Origin of the sequence: Amycolatopsis sp. NPDC026612, assembly GCF_040638285.1 — a bacterium.
Taxonomy (GTDB): domain Bacteria; phylum Actinomycetota; class Actinomycetes; order Mycobacteriales; family Pseudonocardiaceae; genus Amycolatopsis.
Genome location: NZ_JBEZYB010000020.1, coordinates 1 through 17,836, shown reverse-complemented (window position 1 = coordinate 17,836; position 17,836 = coordinate 1). Strand labels below are relative to the sequence as shown.

The 17,836-nt window shown below is 70.7% G+C and carries 19 protein-coding genes; 9 read left to right on the top strand and 10 right to left on the bottom strand.

Features of this window, described 5'->3' with window-relative positions; genetic code table 11:
* Positions 1 to 316: 316 nt before the first annotated feature.
* Genes AB0F15_RS20060 through AB0F15_RS20050 form a run of 3 tightly spaced genes read right to left on the bottom strand, consistent with a single transcriptional unit; the run spans position 317 to position 3,601 of the window.
* On the bottom strand, positions 317 to 1,924 hold the full coding sequence (locus tag AB0F15_RS20060; RefSeq protein WP_360272079.1) for an ATP-binding cassette domain-containing protein: 1,608 nt from the start codon (positions 1,922 to 1,924) through the stop codon (positions 317 to 319).
* Positions 1,921 to 2,991: a CbiQ family ECF transporter T component gene (locus tag AB0F15_RS20055; protein ID WP_360272076.1), complete on the bottom strand. Its 1,071-nt coding sequence runs from the start codon at positions 2,989 to 2,991 to the stop codon at positions 1,921 to 1,923. Before AB0F15_RS20055 ends, AB0F15_RS20060 begins: the two co-directional genes overlap by 4 nt.
* Entirely contained in the window at positions 2,981 to 3,601 is a 621-nt protein-coding gene (locus tag AB0F15_RS20050; protein WP_360272074.1) for a hypothetical protein, read from the bottom strand. The genes AB0F15_RS20055 and AB0F15_RS20050 overlap by 11 nt, the downstream gene beginning before the upstream one ends.
* Positions 3,602 to 3,678: 77 nt before the next feature.
* On the opposite strand from AB0F15_RS20050, the gene AB0F15_RS20045 reads away from it, so the two are divergent.
* The 3 genes from AB0F15_RS20045 (at position 3,679) to AB0F15_RS20035 (ending at position 6,438) form a co-directional block, all read left to right on the top strand.
* Entirely contained in the window at positions 3,679 to 4,587 is a 909-nt protein-coding gene (locus AB0F15_RS20045) for a Gfo/Idh/MocA family oxidoreductase (RefSeq protein WP_360272072.1), read from the top strand.
* 266 nt (positions 4,588 to 4,853) lie between these two features.
* A complete protein-coding gene (locus AB0F15_RS20040; RefSeq protein WP_360272069.1) occupies positions 4,854 to 5,510 on the top strand; it encodes a VanZ family protein in 657 nt (218 codons plus the stop codon).
* Between the two features lie 181 nt (positions 5,511 to 5,691).
* On the top strand, positions 5,692 to 6,438 hold the full coding sequence (locus tag AB0F15_RS20035) for a GNAT family N-acetyltransferase (protein WP_360272066.1): 747 nt from the start codon (positions 5,692 to 5,694) through the stop codon (positions 6,436 to 6,438).
* On the opposite strand, the gene arfB is transcribed toward AB0F15_RS20035, so the two are convergent.
* From arfB to AB0F15_RS20005, 6 genes are all read right to left on the bottom strand, one after another.
* Positions 6,435 to 6,851, bottom strand: a complete 417-nt coding sequence (gene arfB, locus AB0F15_RS20030; RefSeq protein ID WP_360272367.1) for an alternative ribosome rescue aminoacyl-tRNA hydrolase ArfB — start codon at positions 6,849 to 6,851, stop codon at positions 6,435 to 6,437. The two genes, AB0F15_RS20035 and arfB, sit on opposite strands and share 4 nt — an antisense overlap.
* A gap of 64 nt (positions 6,852 to 6,915) precedes the next feature.
* Positions 6,916 to 7,986 (bottom strand): phosphoribosylformylglycinamidine cyclo-ligase, encoded by a 1,071-nt coding sequence (gene purM / locus AB0F15_RS20025; protein ID WP_360272063.1) that lies wholly within the window; start codon positions 7,984 to 7,986, stop codon positions 6,916 to 6,918.
* 30 nt (positions 7,987 to 8,016) lie between these two features.
* Positions 8,017 to 9,543 (bottom strand): amidophosphoribosyltransferase, encoded by a 1,527-nt coding sequence (purF, locus tag AB0F15_RS20020; protein ID WP_360272060.1) that lies wholly within the window; start codon positions 9,541 to 9,543, stop codon positions 8,017 to 8,019.
* 118 nt (positions 9,544 to 9,661) lie between these two features.
* Positions 9,662 to 9,967 (bottom strand): hypothetical protein, encoded by a 306-nt coding sequence (locus AB0F15_RS20015; protein ID WP_360272057.1) that lies wholly within the window; start codon positions 9,965 to 9,967, stop codon positions 9,662 to 9,664.
* Complete coding sequence (locus tag AB0F15_RS20010; protein ID WP_360272055.1) at positions 9,954 to 10,193, bottom strand: DUF397 domain-containing protein; 240 nt, start codon at positions 10,191 to 10,193, stop codon at positions 9,954 to 9,956. The genes AB0F15_RS20015 and AB0F15_RS20010 overlap by 14 nt, the downstream gene beginning before the upstream one ends.
* 237 nt (positions 10,194 to 10,430) lie before the next feature.
* The gene (locus tag AB0F15_RS20005) at positions 10,431 to 11,309 is read right to left on the bottom strand and encodes a helix-turn-helix transcriptional regulator (protein WP_360272052.1); all 879 of its coding nucleotides are present in this window, start codon (positions 11,307 to 11,309) and stop codon (positions 10,431 to 10,433) included.
* A 201-nt stretch (positions 11,310 to 11,510) separates the two neighbouring features.
* Here AB0F15_RS20005 and AB0F15_RS20000 point away from each other — a divergent pair, with 201 nt between their 5' ends.
* Positions 11,511 to 12,308 carry an SAM-dependent methyltransferase gene (locus AB0F15_RS20000; RefSeq protein WP_360272049.1) on the top strand — a complete coding sequence of 266 codons (798 nt, stop codon included), beginning with the start codon at positions 11,511 to 11,513 and terminating at the stop codon, positions 12,306 to 12,308.
* 16 nt (positions 12,309 to 12,324) lie between these two features.
* On the opposite strand, the gene AB0F15_RS19995 is transcribed toward AB0F15_RS20000, so the two are convergent.
* On the bottom strand, positions 12,325 to 12,705 hold the full coding sequence (locus tag AB0F15_RS19995; RefSeq protein WP_360272046.1) for a sterol carrier family protein: 381 nt from the start codon (positions 12,703 to 12,705) through the stop codon (positions 12,325 to 12,327).
* A gap of 56 nt (positions 12,706 to 12,761) precedes the next feature.
* On the opposite strand from AB0F15_RS19995, the gene AB0F15_RS19990 reads away from it, so the two are divergent.
* From AB0F15_RS19990 to AB0F15_RS19970, 5 genes are all read left to right on the top strand, one after another.
* The gene (locus AB0F15_RS19990; protein ID WP_360272364.1) at positions 12,762 to 13,466 is read left to right on the top strand and encodes a type VII secretion system-associated protein; all 705 of its coding nucleotides are present in this window, start codon (positions 12,762 to 12,764) and stop codon (positions 13,464 to 13,466) included.
* A gap of 104 nt (positions 13,467 to 13,570) precedes the next feature.
* Positions 13,571 to 14,371, top strand: coding sequence for a lysozyme (locus AB0F15_RS19985; RefSeq protein WP_360272043.1), 801 nt, complete (start codon positions 13,571 to 13,573; stop codon positions 14,369 to 14,371).
* 192 nt (positions 14,372 to 14,563) lie between these two features.
* Positions 14,564 to 15,433, top strand: a complete 870-nt coding sequence (locus AB0F15_RS19980; protein ID WP_360272040.1) for a lysozyme — start codon at positions 14,564 to 14,566, stop codon at positions 15,431 to 15,433.
* A 174-nt stretch (positions 15,434 to 15,607) separates the two neighbouring features.
* Positions 15,608 to 16,531: a hypothetical protein gene (locus AB0F15_RS19975; RefSeq protein WP_360272037.1), complete on the top strand. Its 924-nt coding sequence runs from the start codon at positions 15,608 to 15,610 to the stop codon at positions 16,529 to 16,531.
* A gap of 4 nt (positions 16,532 to 16,535) precedes the next feature.
* Positions 16,536 to 17,639, top strand: coding sequence for a pentapeptide repeat-containing protein (locus AB0F15_RS19970; protein ID WP_360272034.1), 1,104 nt, complete (start codon positions 16,536 to 16,538; stop codon positions 17,637 to 17,639).
* Positions 17,640 to 17,836: the final 197 nt, after the last annotated feature.

The window sequence follows — 17,836 nt, the reverse complement described above, 5'->3', positions numbered from 1 at the left end:
CATGCCTGGACCTCCGCCACTTCGCGGGCACGCACGGGCGGGCGGAGGGAAGGCACCGACCAGGCGAACGCCACGAGACCACCGGTCATGCCCCGCCTCCACCGCTACGCGGGCACGCACGAGCGGGAGGTGGGAAAGCACCGACCAGGCGAACGCCACGAGACCACCAGTCATGCCCGGCCTCCACCGCGACGCCAAGCCACGGCCGGAGCCGACTGTGAGGCACCGCTACCTGCGCAGCGTGCGCCCCCAGTCGGGATGCCCGCGCCCGGGCGCCGCACCGGCCGGTGCGCGAGCTGCGCTTTTGCCCGCGTCCTCATGCCAAGGCTTCCGCTACCTCGTCGACCGTCAGCCACTGCTCGGGTGCCAGGATCTTCGCCACCTGCGGTGCGAACGCCGGTGAGGCGACGATCACCTCCTTCGTCGGGCCGTCCGCCACCACCTCGCCCTCGGCCATGACCACCACGCGGTCGGCCACCGTCGCCACGAACTCGACGTCGTGGGTGGCCAGCACCACCGCCCGGTCCTGCGAGGCCAGCTCTCGCAGGACCGCGGCGAAGCGCCGTTTCGCGTGGTAGTCCAGGCCGCGGGTGGGCTCGTCGAGCAGCACGACCGGCGGTGCCGCCGCCAGCTGGACAGCCAGCACCAGTGCCAGCCGCTGCCCTTCGGACAGGTCGCCGGGGTGCGCTTCACCGGCGATGCCGGGGGTCAGCCGGTCCAGCAGCTCCCGGGCCGTTCCTGCCCGTACCTCCGATTCCGCGTCGGCCTGTGCGCACTCGGCGTCCACCGAATCGAGGTACAGCAGGTCGGCCGGGGTCTGCGGGACCAGCCCGACGCGCCGACGGGCCACCCGTGGCTTGAGCGACGCAGGATCCGCTCCACCGACGTCGACCTTCCCCGCCGACCTCGGCCCGCTGCCCTGCACCGCCCAGAGAAGCGACGACTTGCCGGAGCCGTTGCGTCCCATCAGCGCGACCACCTCCCCCTGCCCGACGCGCAGGTCCACCCCGCGCACCGCCAGGACATCTCCGTAGCGGACCACCACCCCTCTCACATCCAGTGTCGAACCGGTCACCGAGAGACTACGACCCCCCACCGACAGTTTCCGACGATCCGCGAGCCGCGCGCGCAGTGGCCCGGCCACCCGCCGCGCGTCCCGGACCGACAACGGCAGTGGCCACCACCCCGCCAGCCGCCCCAGCTCGGCGATCGGGGGCGCGATCGCGGACGTCGCCAAGATCTCCGCGGGCGGTCCCGACCGGACCGAACCGTCGCCCGGCAGGTACAGCAGCCGGTCCGCGTACTGCGCGACGCGCTCCATCCGGTGCTCCGCGACGACCACCGTCGTCCCGAGGTCGTGCACCAGGCGCGTGATCGACGCGAGCACGTCCTCGGCGGCCGTCGGGTCCAATGCGGACGTCGGCTCGTCGAGCACCAGGACCCGGGGGTGCGCCGTCAGCACCGAGCCGATCGCGACGCGCTGCTGCTGCCCGCCCGACAATGTCCGAAGTGGACGGTTGCGCAGCTCCGCGATCCCCAGCAGGTCCAGGGTTTCCTCAACCCGCTTACGCATGACTTCGGGCGGCACCGCCAGCTGCTCCATCGCGTACGCGAGCTCCTCCTCGACGGTGTCGGTCACGAACCCGGCGAGCGGATCCTGCCCGACGACACCGACGACCGAAGCCAGCTCCCGAGGCGGGTGCGAAGCAGTGTCCAGCCCGTCGACCAGCACCCGGCCGGACAGCCGCCCGCCGGTGAAGTGCGGCACGAGCCCGTTGATCGCGCCGAGGAACGTCGACTTGCCGGCCCCGGTCGGCCCGGCGACCAGGCACAGCTCACCCTCCTCGACCAGCAGCGACACGTCGGTGAGCACCGGCCGCGCCGCGTCCGGGTAGGTCACCGTGACCCGCGAGAACTCGATCACCGGACGACCTCCGACGACGGCGGCGAGGACGCGACGAACGCCGGCAGCACCGCGACCAGCAGGGACAACGCGTGCACCCAGGAAACCTCCGGCCAGCGCAGCGGACTCAGCGACGGGTACAGGTTCCCCGGATCGACGCGCGCGGTCACGAACAGCAGCGCGCACGCCCCCACGCCGGCCGCGACGACCAGCGTCTCCGGCCACCGCCAGGGATCCGGCCGGTACGCCGTCCGCCGCACCCGCCGCCCGCCGAGGACGAAGCCCACGACGGCCACGGCGAGACCGGCCACCAGCAGCGGCACCCCGAGCCAGAACGACGCCGTCCCGTCGAGCACGCCGTAGACGCCGACGCACACGCCGACCAGCCCGGCCAGCACACAGCCGCCGATCAGCAGCCGCAGCCCGCGGCTCAGGTCACCGCGGCGGCCGTAGCCGCGGGAGTCCATCGCGGCCGCCAGCCGCAGCGACCGGTCCATCGCGTCCTCCAGCACCGGGACCACGATGCCCTTGACCGCCCGCAGCCCGCGAGTCCGGCCGGCTCGCAGCCGGCGGGCCCGCCGCACGCGTTGCACGCTCTCGACGAGCTGCGGAGCGACCGTCAACGCCACCGTCACCGCCGTGCCGACCTCGTACAGCGCTCCCGGGACGGTCTTGAGCAGGCGTTTCGGGTTGGCGAGGGCGTTCGCCGCGCCGACGCAGACCACCATCGTCGCCAGCCGAAGGCCGTCGTAGAAGCCGCCGAGCAACTCCTCCGCCGACGTCGGCCCGAGCAGGGACAAGCCGGCGGTGAGCGTGATCCGCGGCAGCGTGAAGAGCACGTGCCCGCCGTCTTCGCCGCCGACCAGGATCCGGAACAGCACGCGCGAGGCGACGATCAGCGCGCCGACGTAGACGTACAGCCGGAACGCCAGCGCCCAGGGCGCGTCACTCCGCCGGCTCGCGACGACGAACCCGGCGACCGCGATGATCAGGCCGAGCAGCAGCGGGTTCGTCGTGCGGCTCGCGGCGACGGCCAGCGCGAGCGCCCAGGCCCACCAGGCGCCGGGGTGCAGCGCCCTACTGCGCACGCCGGCGACGGGCGACGACGATCCCCGCGCCGCCGACCACCACGATCACGGCGGCCCCGATCACCAGGCCCCAGGGGAACGAACTTCTCTGTTCAGCAGGCGCGGGAGCCGATGCGACCGGCTGCCGGACAGGCGGCACGCGCGGCGGCGACGGCAGGTCGTTCGCGGACTTCGGACGGGCGAACGCCCAGCCTTCGAACCCGCCGGGGGCCGGCTTCGCCGTCTGCGCGCCCTCCTGGCTCGACGTCCAGGTCCCGCCGGCGGCAGCGTGCCAGTAGCCCCAGTACGCCGTGGCCGACGGCATCCCCGCGCAGGATTCGACGCTCGCGTCGGGCTGCCCGTTGATCCGGCAGGCCACGGCGAGACCGTACTTCTGCGAACCGGCCACCTCGATCCCGGCCTCCTGCAGGGCGGCGATGCCGTTCGCGGGCACGCCGGGGGCACAGCGGATCAACGGCTGCGGGCCCAGGTCACCGAAGTCGACGACCACCGTCACGCCGCCGCCCTCCGCGCAGGCCCCGTCGGTGCCCGCCGCCGAAGCGGGTGCAGCACCCACGAAGGCGGCGCCGAACAGGAGAGCGCAGGCAACGGCGAACCGGGAGGCGATCATGCAGGCACTTTAACCACGCCGGCGCCCGCCGAAGGTGCGGTTCCGGCGCGACGCGGAACACACCTAGACTGCGAGCCGTGGGACAGCTCATCGCGGACGGACAGCTGCGCGTCGGCCTGATCGGTGCCGGCCCGTGGGCGACGACGGTGCACGCGCCCGGACTGGCGGATCATCCCGGCACGACGTTGACCGCGGTCTGGGGCCGTCGGCCAGAGGCCGCGCAAGCGCTTGCGGAGACGCACTGCGCAACCGCCACCGAGAGCGTCGAAGAGCTGTTCGCGCAGGTCGACGCGGTCGCGTTCGCCGTCCCGCCGTCGGTTCAGGCGGAGCTGGGCGTGCGGGCGGCCGAAGCCGGGAAGCACCTGATCTTGGAGAAGCCGATCGCCGCCGACCTCGACGGCGCGCGCCGGCTGGCCGACGCGGTCGCGGCCGCCGACGTGACCGCCCTCGTCATGCTGACCCTGCGCTACTCGGCGCAGACCCAGGAGTGGCTCGCCGACCTCGCCCAGGCGGGCGGCTGGGCGGGCGGCGGGGCGCGCTGGCTGTCCGGCGCCCTGCTCGGCGGTCAGTACGCCGCCTCGGAGTGGCGGCAGGACGACGGCGGCGCGCTGTTCGACGTCGGCCCGCACGCACTGGACGTGCTGGACGCCGCGCTCGGCCCGATCACCGAGGTCGTGGCGGCCCGGCGGAGCCCCGGCGACCTCTGGCACCTGATGCTGGCGCACGACGGCGGCGTGATCAGCACGGCCACGCTCGCGCTGCGGCTGCCGGTGCAGCCGACCGTCGTCGAGGTCGCGGTCTGGGGTGAGCACGGCTACCGGACGCTCGGGCGCAAAACGGGCTCGGCGCAGGCGTCCTACACCGCACTGCTGGACGACTTCGCGGCGATGATCGCGAGCGGCGCGACGACGCACCCCTGCGACGTCCGGCGTGGTCTGCACCTGCAGGTTCTGCTCGAGCAGGCGCGGGAACTGGCCGCAAAGTAGTCCACAGGGACACTTCAACCCTTTCCCTTGCAGCACAAGGCTTTCCCCTCGGGCACGGGAATTCATCCACAGGGTTGTCCACAGGCTCCACTGTGGACGATGGCCCCCTGACCGAACCACGTCAAGATAATCGGCGCCACCGGAAAGATCACCGAATAGTGCGGCCCGCTCGGACTGCCGAGTCGATCTTGTGATGCGAAGGTGATCTTGCTAGGGGTCGTTTCATCGCGCATCGATGATCTTGAGGGGTTCAAGAAGGGAAGCGCATGGAAGCTCTGCTGCGCGCCTTCTGGGGGATGGTTCCCATTTCGGCCATCGCGCTGCCGTACGCGCTGCTCGGCTGGCCACTGCTCGCGGCGAGGCGCCGCCGGAGAATGGCCGCTCGCCGAGCGAGCGCGACGGCCGCGGTCGACTGCGCCGCCGCCCTCGTCGTCTTCCTGGTGTTCTGCCTGGTCACGATGCCCGTCGGCGGCTCGAGGGAGAGCACGCTCGACCTCGTGCCCGGTGCCGACATCACCGCGGCGATGGCCAGCGACGGCTCGCTCTGGCAGGTGGTCGGCAACGTCTTGCTGCTCTGTCCGCTCGGCGCCCTGCTCCCGCTGCGGATCCGCCGCCTGCGCGTGCTGCCGCGGATCGCGCTGGCCGCACTGATCGCGTCCGTGCTGGTGGAAGGTACGCAATATCTGATCCACACCGGCCGCGTGACGTCGGCCGACGACGTCCTGCTCAACACGGCGGGCGCAACGCTCGGCGCGGCCCTCAGCCGTCGCGGCTGGCGCGCGCTGGACGCCCCACCGCCGGTGCCGGTGGTGATCCCGGTACCGCGCCGCACCATTTGCGAAGCTCCGAAACTCACCTTGCGGGTGCCGCGCTCGGTGTGGGACACGCGCTACGCGGCCATCGCGCACCCGGAACGCCGGTAAACCGGTGGCCGGCCGTGCGATGATGGCCGGGAAGAGCACCATCGAGTCAAGGAATGACTGCCTATGCCTGGCGCCGTCTCCGGCGTCGGCCCCCGCTAGGCCCGACGCCCAGCGCCCTGCCCGCACGCCCGCTGAGCGGCTGCGGTTCCTTGACGTGCTCTCGAAAGAGCTCCCACCAGCAATGTCTGCTATCCAGACCTATGTCCGCACCACGGCGCCCCGCGGCCGGGAGACCGAGCGGCTCGGCCCGTTCCTCGCCACCTATTCGCCGGGCACGGCCCACCCGATGCTCAACTACGCGATCCCGGACGACGGCGCGAAGCCGACGATGGCCGAGATCGGCGCGCTGACCGAGGCGTACCGGCGGCGGGACCTGCTCCCGCGGCTCGAGTACTTCACCGACGTCGCACCCGGCCTGGAAAACCGGCTCGTCGACGCGGGGTACGAGCTCGAACGACGGGTGCCGTTGATGACGTGCGCGCCGGCCGCCCGCGTGGACAAGCCGGCTCCGGCGGGTATCCGGCTGCGCGTGCCGGAGTCCGGCGAGGACTTCCGGCGCATGCGGTCGGCGCAGAACACCGCGTTCGGCGAACCCGCGGAGATCGTCGACGACGAAGTTCCGCAACCGAGCGCCGGCGGGCGGTACCTCTTGGCGGAGGACATCGCGTCCGGCGCGGTGGTCGGCGGCGGGCTCGCGCTCGAAATCGTCGACGGCACCACCGAGATCGCCGGGATCGCCGTGCTCGAGCCGTACCGCGGCCGCGGGATCGCCGCGGCGCTCACCGCGCACCTCACCCGCGAGGTGCACGAAGCCGGTGCGCACACGGCGTTCCTCACCCCCGGTGACCTGGGGATCGGGAACGTCTACGCCCGCGTCGGCTACCGGACGGCGGGCGAGTGCGTGCACCTGAGCTCAGTGACCAGTTAGTCCTCGAAGCGGCCGGAGCGGCCTCGTTTCACGTCGCTCCGGCGCTTCTTCGACGCCAGGCGGCGCTCCTTCGAACCGCGGGACGGCTTCGTGGGGCGCCGCTTGGCGGGCGGCGGCGCCGACGCGTCGAGCAGGAGGTTCGCCAGCCGGCCGCGCGCCGCTTCCCGGTTCTGCAGCTGCGACCGGTGTTCGCTGGCCGCGATGGTCAGGACGCCGTCGACGAGCCGCGAGCCGAGCCCGGCCAGCACCCGGTCACGCAGGTGCTCGGGGATCGACGGCGAGGAAGCGACGTCGAAGGACAGCTCCACCCGCGAGTCCGTGGTGTTCACGCCCTGGCCGCCGGGGCCGGACGAGCGCGAAAAGCGCTCGCTCAACTCGGCTCCCGGGATCACGAACCGGGAGCCGATCACCACGTCTTCGGCTGCCACACCCTCAAGTGTGACAGCCACGATCAAGTGGCTTCTTGAAAGGACGCTGTCAGAAGCGCGGGTGATCGCCCGAAAGGATCGCCCTCGGCCCGTCGACGTCGTCGGCGGGCTGGACGTCGCCCAGCACCCACGCCGGGACGTGCCGCGCGGTGAGCATGGCCAGCGCCCGGTCGACGTCCTCGGCGCCGACGATCGCGACCATGCCGACCCCCATGTTGAACGTCTTCTCCAGCTCGGCGCGCTCGACCTTGCCGCGGTGCCCGATCAGCGCGAACACCGCCGACGGCGACCAGGTGCCGCGGTCGAGCCGGGCGACCAGGCCGCGCGGCATGACGCGGGCCAGGTTCGACTCCAGGCCACCGCCGGTGATGTGCGCGAACGTCCGGACCTCGGTCTCCGCGGCGAGCGCCAGGCAGTCCTTCGCGTAGATCCGCGTCGGCTCCAGCATCTCCTCGCCGAGGGTGCGGCCGAACTCCTCGACGTGCCCGTCCAGCGGCATCCGGGCGATGTCCAGCAGCACGTGCCGGGCCAGCGAGTACCCGTTCGAGTGCAATCCGGACGAGCCGAGGGCCAGCACGACGTCACCCGGGCGGACCTTCTCCGGCGAGAGCAGCCGCGACGCCTCGACCACGCCGACGCCGGTGGCCGACATGTCGTAGTCGTGCTCGCCCATCATCCCCGGGTGCTCCGCGGTCTCCCCGCCGAGCAGCGCGCAGCCGGCCTGGACGCAGCCCTCGGCGATGCCGCCGACCAGCGCGGCGATCTTCTCCGGGTGCACCTTGCCGACGGCGATGTAGTCCTGCAGGAACAGCGGCTCGGCCCCGGTCACGACCAGGTCGTCGACCACCATGGCGACCAGGTCGATGCCGACGGTGTCGTGCTTGTCGAGCGCCTGCGCGACCGCGATCTTCGTGCCGACACCGTCGGTCGAGGACGCGAGCACCGGCTCCTTCCACTTGTCGAGCTTCAGGGAGAAGAGCCCGGCGAAACCGCCGACACCACCCAGGACCTCGGGCCGCGTCGCCCGCTCGGCGTGCGGCTTGAGCAGCTCGACGGCTTGGTCGCCGGCGTCGATGCTGACGCCGGCGGCGGCGTACGTGGCGCTCGTGGACTCGCTCACGGTGGAAGGACTCCCTACTGGAAGGAACTGCTAGGGACGCCGGACGGCGTCTTCGGCACCGTACCCGGCGGGGCTGACGGGGGTCGCCGCGCCATTGACCGCGTCGAGGCTTTCGAGCAGGTGTTTCCCGATCAGCGCGTCCTCGGGCAGCGGGATCGGGTACTCGCCGGAGAAGCACGCCGTGCACAGCCGCGTCTTCGGCTGCTCCGTCGCCGCGACCAGGCCGTCCAGGGAAATGTAGCCCAGGGAGTCGGCTCCGATCGAGCGCCGGATGCCGTCGAGGTCGACGCCGTTCGCGACCAGTTCGGCCCGCGAGGCGAAGTCGATGCCGTAGAAGCACGGCCAGCGTACGGGCGGCGACGCGATCCGGACGTGCACCTCGAGCGCGCCGGCTTCGCGCAGCATCCGGACGAGCGCGCGCTGGGTGTTGCCGCGGACGATCGAGTCGTCCACCACGACCAGGCGCTTGCCGCGGATGACGTCGCGCAGCGGGTTCAGCTTGAGCCGGATGCCCAGCTGGCGGATGGTCTGGGACGGCTGGATGAAGGTGCGCCCGACGTAGGCGTTCTTCACCAGGCCGGTGCCGTACGGGATGCCGGAGCCCTGCGCGTAGCCGATGGCGGCCGGGGTGCCCGACTCCGGCACCGGCATCACCAGGTCGGCCTCGACCGGCTCCTCGGTGGCCAGCCGGCGGCCGATCTCGACGCGGGTGGCGTGCACGCCGCGGCCGGCGATCGTCGTGTCGGGGCGGGCGAGGTAGACGTACTCGAAGACGCAGCCCTTGGGGTCCGGGTTCGCGAACCGCGAGGAACGCAGGCCCGCGGCGTCGATCGCGATCAGCTCGCCCGGCTCGACCTCGCGGACGAACGACGCGCCGACGATGTCGAGGCCCGCCGTCTCGCTCGAGACGACCCAGCCGCGCTCGAGCCTGCCGAGCACCAGCGGGTGCACGCCGTGGGGGTCGCGCGCCGCGTAGAGCGTGTTCTCGTCGGCGAACACCAGGCAGAAGGCGCCCTTCAGGGTGGGCAGCAGCTCCATGGCGGCGGCCTCGATGCCCTTGTCGGCGGCGTTCGCGGCGAGCAGGCCGCAGATCAGGTCGGAGTCGCTCGACGAGCCGGTCAGGCCCGCGTGCGGCTTGAGCCCCGCGGCGAGGGTGCGTTCCCGCAGCTCGGCGGTGTTCACGAGGTTGCCGTTGTGCGCGAAGGAAAGGCCGCTGCCGGTCGCGGTGGTGCGGAAGATCGGCTGCGCGTTCTCCCAGATGGTCGCGCCGGTGGTCGAGTACCGGCAGTGCCCGACGGCGATGTGCCCCTGCAGCGACTGCAGGATCTGCTCGTCGAACACCTGGCTGACCAGGCCGAGGTCCTTGAAGACCACGATCTGCGAGCCGTCGGACACGGAGATGCCGGCCGCCTCCTGCCCTCGGTGCTGCAGGGCGTAGAGGCCGTAGTAGGTCAGCTTCGCAACTTCTTCCCCGGGAGCCCAGACGCCGAAGACGCCACACTCCTCACGGGGTTCCGGTTCGGGCTGGTCGGACACGAGCTGCGGGTCGGAAACCACCGAGGAGCTCCTGGGAAGACGTGGTCAGGCCGATTTCAGTGTAGACGGTGCGAACATGCGTCAGGCCCCGCCCGACGTGGTACTGACCACTTCGGACGGGGCCCGCAAGCTCGCACGTCTAACACGCATCCGGCAACGAGAGGATCTCCGTCAGCACCTGCGCACCTTCCCCGGAGCGGCGCCACAGCCACCGCTCCGGCTCGAAGATGTTCTCTTCGGTGCCGGGCATCCTGGTCGCCACCACGTCGTCCTCGGCGTTGAGCCGGACCACGTCCACCACGTCGTCGTGCACCCGCACGCCGACGACGGCGAGGACTTCACCGCGGTCGTCGGCGGGGTGCACGAACTGGTAGCCGCGGGCCACCAGCTCCTGCAGTCCGGTATCGATGTCGAAGACGGGGACGACGACCTCAGCCGAGGACATCGTCGAATTCACCGTCCTTGGCGCCGGCCAGGAACGCCGCCATCTCGGCACGCGTGTACACAAGTGCCGGGCCGGTCGGGAACCGCGAGTTGCGCATCGCGATCTCCCCGTTGGACAGCGGGGCAACTTCGACGCAGTTGCCCACCGCGCCGCTGTAGCTCGCCTTGCGCCACTGGGCATCCGACAGCCGATCGGCCGGGATGCCGTTCTCGAATCGCTCAGCCATGGTCCACCTCTCGAAGCAAAAAATCTTCCGGGGCTATGCATCTGCATGTGCATTTGCCCGCGTATTCGAGGCTAGCACGTGTGGCTGCAACGGTAAATGCACGTGCAGAAGTTCTTGCAAAGTTTTCTGACGGTAAGAAATCACAAGAGTGCGGTTAACCTATCGGGTGATCGCTCCCTACCCGATCGGCGGTATCACTACGGCCGGTCAGCGTTCACAGGCCCCTGACTAGGGCAGTCAGATCTCCTGGCGACGCTTCCCGAGCATCGACCGGCTCCGCTCCGGCGTCTCCGCGTCGACGGCCAGCATGTCGAGAGCGCGGCTGTACTTCTCGATCTCTTCGCGCTTTTCGATGTAGTGCGCGCCGGTCAGGTATTCGACGTACGCGATGTTCGGGAGTTCCGGCTCGCCGAACCGCAGCAGCGAGAACGCGTGCTCCGCGGAGAGCCCGCTGCGCGAATACGGCAGCACCTGGACCGACACGTGCGGCAGCGCACTCATCTCGAGCAGGTATTCGATCTGCTGTTTGAGGACCTTCATTCCGCCGATCGGGCGGTACAGCACCGACTCGTCGAGGACCATCCACACGCGAGGCGCGTCCGGCCTGCTGAACATCTTCTGCCGCCGCATCCGCAGCGCGACCAGCTGGTCGACCCGCTCGTCGGCCATGTCGGGGCGGCCGTGGCTGAAGATGGCCCGCGCGTACGGCTCGATCTGCAGGAGCCCGGAGACGTAGATCGGCTCCCAGATCTGGATTCGCGCGGCGGCTTCTTCGAGGCCGACGAGGTCGGTGAACCAGTTCGGCATGGTGTCGCCGAAGCGCCGCCACCAGCCCGGTTCGTTCGACTGCTTGACCATCTCGAGGAACGTCCGGCGCTCCGTCGGGTCGTCGACGCCGTACATCGTCAGCAGGTCGGTGACGTCGCGTTCCTTGAACCCGACGCGGCCCAGCTCCAGCCGGCTGATCTTCGACTCGGACCCACGGATGTTGTAACCGGCCTGCTGGCGGGTGATGCCGGCCTCTTCACGGAGTCGGCGAAGCTGCGAGCCCAGGATCATCCTGCGCGCCGTGGGGCCGATGTTCTGTTCACCTGCGGACGCGTTCACCGCGTTCATTCCCGGAACCTTCCGCGCTCACGTCACCAGGGGGTTCTAGCCCGACTACCGAAAGTACACGTTGGGCCGTCCTGCGCAAAGAGGTGACCCGGTTTACCGCATGCGTGCGGAGTCCTACTCTACGTAGAGTACGAGACTTTCGACACAGAACTTGCGAGGTTCAAAATGCCCGACGCCGCGACCCGGACCGAACGAGTTCCCGTGGGGGTCGACCCGACCCGAGCGAGCATCGCGCGCGTCTACGACGCCTTCCTGCTCGGGAAGGACAACTACGAGATCGACCGGGAGGTCCTGCACAAGGTGCAGAAGGCCGCCCCGGAGGCGCAGGACCTCGCCTTCGAAAACCGCGGCTTCCTGATCCGCGCCTGCCGCTTCCTCGCCGGCCAGACGGGCATCACCCAGTTCCTCGACTGCGGCTCCGGCCTGCCGACCGCCGAGAACACCCACCAGGTCGTCCAGCGGATCAACCCGGAAATCCGGGTCGTCTACGTCGACAACGACCCGGTCGTGCTCGCACACGGCCGCGCGCTGCTCGAGGAGAACGAGAACACCCACTTCGTCGCCGAGGACATCTTCGAGCCGCAGCGGATCCTCGAGCACGAGGTGGTCCGGCAGCACATCGACTTCTCGCAGCCGGTCGCGTTCCTCCAGATGGGCACGCTGCACCACTACAACGGCCCGGCGGAACGGCCGGCCGAGATCATGAAGGAGTACATCGACGCGCTGCCCTCGGGTTCGTTCGTGGCGGTGTCGCACTTCTTCGACCCGGAGGACGAGGACTCCGCGACGGCCCGCCGGATGGAGGACTTCTTCCTGCACAGCCCGATGGGTTCCGGCACCTTCCGCACGCAGAAGGAGATCGAGGGGCTGTTCCCCGGGCTCGAGATGGTGCCCCCGGGCGTGGCCCGGTGCGCCGACTGGTGGCCGGACGGCCCGCGGCTCAAGGAGCTCAACGTGGCCCAGCGGACCATCGCAGGCGGGATCGGCCGCAAGCCGTAGCCGCGGCCCCCGCCCGTCAAAGGCGGAGCAGCGGGAGCCAGTGCGACAGGTCGGCCCGGGTGCCCGACGCGGACACCCGGCCGTCGGCCATCGCCGTGGTCCAGTCCAGTTGGCCCGTGGCCAGTTCGAGCCACGTGCGCGGGTCGGTCTCGATCACGTTCGGCGGGGTGCCCCGGGTGTGCCGCGGTCCCTCCACGCACTGCACCGCGGCGAAGGGCGGCACCCGCACTTCGACCGTCCGGCCCGGTGCGTCGGCCGCCAGCGCGCGCAGGCTGAGCCGGACCGCCGCGGCCAGTTCCGGGCGGGCCGGAGCCGGCGCATCGCCCTGCAACCACGGGAAAACCGCCAGCACCGCCGCACGTAACTGTCCGGGGTCGACCGAACGCGAAGAGGCCATGGGCAAACAGTAGAGTGGCGCTCCAAGACTTGGCAGGCACATCCGAGAACATGGGGATGACGATGGCGCAGCGGGACGAGGCGGATCGAGTGGTTTCGCAGCAGCCCACCGGAAGCGGAGCCGATCGCCCCGGCAGGCACGGCAAGGACAACCGGGCCGCACGGCGCGACGGTCAGCAGGCACGACGCTCGGGCAAGCACGGCACGCCCGAGATCACCGCGGAAATGCGGGCGAACGCCCGCGCCAACCCCAACAGCTGGCTCTACGTCATCGACGAAGCCTTCGACCCCAACGGCCCGGTGCCGTCCTGGGCGGTCGTCGGCGCCTACCCGGTGAACGCCGCCGGCGACGTCGTCGCCGACTTCCACCCCAACGACCGCTACCGGCCCTCGCCCAAGGCGCTCGGCTTCCCGGACCCGGCGAACGACCTCGAGCACCTGCTGCAGCTCGTCCGCACCGAGCACCGCCCGCCGTCGGACCTCCCGAAGGTCGTTCTCGACGCGACGCTGTTCGTCTACGCGATGTCGCCGGTGCAGCGGACCGTCATCGGTTTCCACAACACCGACGGCCGGGTCATGGTGCCCGCCTACACCCGCAAGGCGCTGGTGCCGCGCGAGTGGCCGCACGCGCGCGCCGTGCTCGGCCGCGACATCGTCGACCTGCTCGGCGGGCACCCCGTCGCGATCAACCCGCACGACCTGATCACGGCCGTCGTGCCGGCGGAGCACCTGATGAAGGCCATCGCCGACGAGCGGCGCTGACCTGCGAGTTTCACCCCATCGAGTGATCATCGAGTCGCCGATCCGGCGACACCGGTGCATCGTGAGGCTGAAGAAGTCTCACGAGATCGGTGGGGAGCAAGAGGGTGAAACGACGTTCGCTGCCCTTCGCCGCCGTCCTCGCCGCCGCGTTCCTCGCGGCCGGGCAGGCGCCGGCGAAGGCCGTCGATGCCTACGGCGGCGCCGAAGACCACCACGCGGGTTCGCAGATCGCCAAGGTCGAGGGCGTCGGCGGGGTTCCCGGAGTGCTGTACGGAGGCGACGAGCAGCAGCTCGGGCACGACGTCAGCGGGCACCAGGGCCCGGTCGACTGGTCCGGCGCGGCCGGCGCGGGCGCCAAGTTCGTCTACGTCAAGGCGACCGAGGGCACCGGCTTCGTCAACCCGCAGTTCGCGCAGCAGTACAACGGCGCCTACAACGCCGGCCTGATCCGCGGCGCGTACCACTTCGCCCGCCCGGACATCTCCGGCGGCGCCGAGCAGGCCCGGTACTTCCTCGCCCACGGCGGCGGCTGGTCGGCCGACGGCAAGACCCTGCCCGGCGCACTCGACGCGGAGTACAACCCGTACGGCGAAACGTGTTACGGCAAGGACGCCGCGGGCATGAGCGCCTGGATCCGCGACTTCTCCGAAACCTACCGGGCCGCGACCGGCCGGTTCCCGACGATCTACACGTCGACGAGCTGGTGGAAGCGGTGCACCGCGAACAACGGCGGGTTCGGCGCCAATCCCCTGTGGATCGCGCGCTACAACACCTTCATCGGCGAGCTGCCGTCCGGCTGGAGCGTCCACACGATCTGGCAGTTCGCCGATCGCGGCACCCTGCCCGGCGACCAGAACTGGTTCAACGGCCCGGCGGACCGGCTGCTCGCGCTCGCGTTGGGCTGAACGGCGCAACGGTGTGGTAATAGGTGTTAACCGGTAACCAATTAAAGATCATTTGCCCGGGAAAATCACCCACACGTATACCCAATTTCACGGAACTGAGTGACAAACGCCACTTCGTCCCCAACAATCGTGCACGGGCGGCTACCTGCAGTAAGCCGCCCTCAGCGAGGGTATCTGTGAAGGGATCCAACGATGTCCACTTCCCGAAGAGGGCGGCTGTTCGCTGCCCTGGTCGTCCCGGCCACGCTGCTCCTGCTCGGCAGCACGGCCCAGGCGACGACCTTCTCCCCCGAAGTCGACCCCGTGGCCGCGATCAACGCGGACATCGCGCAGCACGACCACGAACTGGGGTCGCAGATCCGGCGCGTCGAAGGCGACACGTCGACCCCGGACACGCAGAAGGCGGCGCAGCTGCCGCAGCCCGGCCAGGCCATCCCCGGCCAGGTGCTGGCCACCGTGGCCGGCATGGACGTCGCCGGTTACCAGGGCAACGTCGACTGGGCGAACTGGTGGAACCAGGGCAAGCGGTTCGTCTGGACCAAAGCCACGGAGAGCACCAGCTACACCAACCCGTACTTCGCTCAGCAGTACACCGGCTCCTACAACCAGGGCTTCGTCCGCGGCGCCTACCACTTCGCCACGCCGAACACCTCGAGCGGCGCGGCGCAGGCGACGTACTTCGTCGCGCACGGCGGCGGCTGGTCGAAGGACGGCAAGACGCTGCCCGGGGCGCTGGACATGGAGTACAACCCGTACGGCGCGACCTGCTACGGGCTGAGCAAGGCGGCGATGACGTCGTGGATCCTCGACTTCCACGACACCTACCACGCCAAGACCGGCCGGTACCCGGTGATCTACACGTCGACGAACTGGTGGGGCCAGTGCGTCAGCGGTGACTTCTCCAGCACGGCCCCGCTGTGGATCGCGCGGTACTCCTCGACGGTCGGCAGCCTGCCGTACAACTGGGGCTTCCACACCGTCTGGCAGTACACCTCGAGCCCGCTCGACCAGGACACCTTCAACGGTGCCTACGACCGGCTCCAGGCTCTCGCCGTCGGCTGATCCGCCCGGCCCGGCTCCCGGATCGTGACGGCTTCGCGTCATCACGGCCGGGAGCCGGTTCCATGCCGTACCGTCCGAGCTTGCAGAATGCTGCAGCCACGTCCTGGGGGAACCGCACGCCTCCGCCGGACGTCGGAAGCGCACGAACCCCCAGCGCCCGGAAGGCATGGAAAGATGACGTACCCGCCTCAGCCGGGCCAGCCCGGTCAGCCCGACCCGTACGGCCAGCCGCAGTCCGGCGGCTACCCGCAGCAGGGCGGGTGGGACCCCAACCAGCAGCAGCCGTACCCGACGCAGCAGTACCCGCAGGGCTGGGACCCGAACCAGCAGCAGGGCTACCCGCCGCCCTCGGGCGGTTTCCCGGCGAACCCGCAGCCGGCGTGGGGCGACCCGTACGCCCAGCAGCAGTGGGCGGACCCCACCACGCAGCAGTACGGCCAGCAGCAGTCGGCGTGGGCGGACCCGAACGCCCAGCAGTACGGCCAGCAGACCTGGGACCCGAACGCGGGCGGTCAGGTGTCCGGCTGGGCCCCGGCGGCCGGCGGCTACGCGCAGGGCTTCGGCGGGCCGCCCGCGCCGCCGAAGAAGAGCCGGACCGGGATGTGGGTCGCGATCGGCTCCGCCGTGGTCGTCGTGCTCGCCTTGGTGGGCATCACGGGATTCGTCGCGCCGGGGTTCTTCCTGTCGAAGGACGACAACACCGCCGCGGCCCCGGCGTCGAGCACGTCCGCCAAGCCGTCGGCGCCGAAGACGACGTCCAGGAAGTCGACGACACGCGCCACGGAGCCGCCGGCGGCCGGCGGCGGCAACTCCGACGCGAAGGCTGTGCTGCAGGGCTTCATCGACAAGCTGAACGCGGGCGACAACAACGGGGCGGTCGCGATGGGCTGCGCCGACTCGAAGGACCTGCTGAGCTCGTGGCTCGACACGTTCCTCAAGCCGCCGCTGCAGCTGCAGCTCGGCGAGGTGCCGGCGGACAAGTACCTGGTCTCGGGAGAGGTCACCGGGACGGCGGCCGGCAAGCCGGTCAAGGGCACGCTGAGCGCCACGAATTTCGACAAAAAGGGTTTCTGCGTCAGCACCATGCTGGTCTCCTGAGCCGGTGAAGCTGTGGCGATCGCCGCTGGCGTGGACGTTCCTCGCGTCGGCGGTGCTGCTGTTCGGGGTCGGCGGCTGGCTGCTGACCGACCCCGCCACCAGCCGCAGTGACGCGCTGAAGACCGGCGGCCTCGCCGGCGGCGCGATCGTGGCGCTGTACGCGCTGTGGCTGAACGACCGGCGGCGCCGGGTCGAGGAACGGCGCCAGGACATCGAGCGGCAACGGCACGAACTCGAGGCCCAGCGCGCGGAACAGGACCGCGAGCGCGTCGCCGACGAGCGGTTCGCGAAGGCGGTCGAGCTGCTCGGGCACGCGGCCGACCAGGTGCGGGTGGGGGCGCTCCACGCGCTGGCGGGGCTGGCGCGCAGCCGGCCGGCCTACACGCAGACGGTGCTGGATGTGCTGTGTTCCTACCTGCGGCGGCCGTTCGAGCATCCGCGGTACAAGGCTGCCGACGACAAGGCTTCCGACGACACCGAGGAGGACAGCAGCCCGGAGGAGGACCGTGAGCTGACGGTCCGGCTCACGGCGCAGCGGCTGCTCACCGAACTGCTCCCGGCGCGCGACGCCGAGGGCCCCGAGTACGACCTGGATCTGACCGGCGCGACGCTGGAGTACTTCACTCTCTCGGGCAAGCTGGTCGGCGGTCTGCTGCTGCGGTACGCGTCGCTGCGCAGCAGCACGAACTTCAACGGTTGCCGCTTCACACGGCGCGTGTACCTGACGGCCGCGGGCACCGGCGGGGGGCGCTTGATCGGCTACTTCCGTTGCCGCGGCGCGATCTTCGAAAGCCACGCCTGGTTCAGCGGAACGACCTTCGCCGAGACGGCGGACTTCTCGGAGACGATGTTCGCCGGGCCGACGACGTTCAAAGACGCGGAGTTCGCCGGCGACGCCGAATTCACCGGAGCGCGCGCGACGGATTCACTGGAGCTTCGCCGAACCCGGTTCGAAGGCCAGACCGACCTGCGGTTCGCGGCGCTGCCTGAGTCGGTTTCGCTGTACAACACGGTGGTGCGGATGGAGAAGGACGTGCGACTGCCGGAGGTTTGGGGTCTCGAGGAACTGCGCGATGGGACAGCGCGGATCGTCGCCAAGGCGGGCTGAGCAGCCCCCGCCCTCCCAGGCAGGGTTCCGGCAAAGTCGATCGCTGTGGCGGGCCTCCGCGGCGGGCCTTCGCGGCAGGCCGCAGCGGATGACCCGTTCCACCCGCGGGAGGCCCAAGTCGGCGAATCCGCGCGACTTACCGGTCGCCGGTGCAGCCAACTCACCGCCCGCCGCGGCCAACTCGCCCGGGCTCCCGG

Coding starts and splice junctions, on each gene's coding strand:
- AB0F15_RS20010 (WP_360272055.1), bottom strand. CDS start 10,193: ATGGCTGAGCGATTCGAGAACGGCATCCCGGCCGATCGGCTGTCGGAT.
- AB0F15_RS19975 (WP_360272037.1), top strand. CDS start 15,608: ATGACGTACCCGCCTCAGCCGGGCCAGCCCGGTCAGCCCGACCCGTAC.
- AB0F15_RS20040 (WP_360272069.1), top strand. CDS start 4,854: ATGGAAGCTCTGCTGCGCGCCTTCTGGGGGATGGTTCCCATTTCGGCC.
- AB0F15_RS20035 (WP_360272066.1), top strand. CDS start 5,692: ATGTCTGCTATCCAGACCTATGTCCGCACCACGGCGCCCCGCGGCCGG.
- AB0F15_RS20005 (WP_360272052.1), bottom strand. CDS start 11,309: ATGAACGCGGTGAACGCGTCCGCAGGTGAACAGAACATCGGCCCCACG.
- AB0F15_RS20015 (WP_360272057.1), bottom strand. CDS start 9,967: ATGTCCTCGGCTGAGGTCGTCGTCCCCGTCTTCGACATCGATACCGGA.
- AB0F15_RS19995 (WP_360272046.1), bottom strand. CDS start 12,705: ATGGCCTCTTCGCGTTCGGTCGACCCCGGACAGTTACGTGCGGCGGTG.
- AB0F15_RS19990 (WP_360272364.1), top strand. CDS start 12,762: ATGACGATGGCGCAGCGGGACGAGGCGGATCGAGTGGTTTCGCAGCAG.
- AB0F15_RS20050 (WP_360272074.1), bottom strand. CDS start 3,601: ATGATCGCCTCCCGGTTCGCCGTTGCCTGCGCTCTCCTGTTCGGCGCC.
- AB0F15_RS19980 (WP_360272040.1), top strand. CDS start 14,564: ATGTCCACTTCCCGAAGAGGGCGGCTGTTCGCTGCCCTGGTCGTCCCG.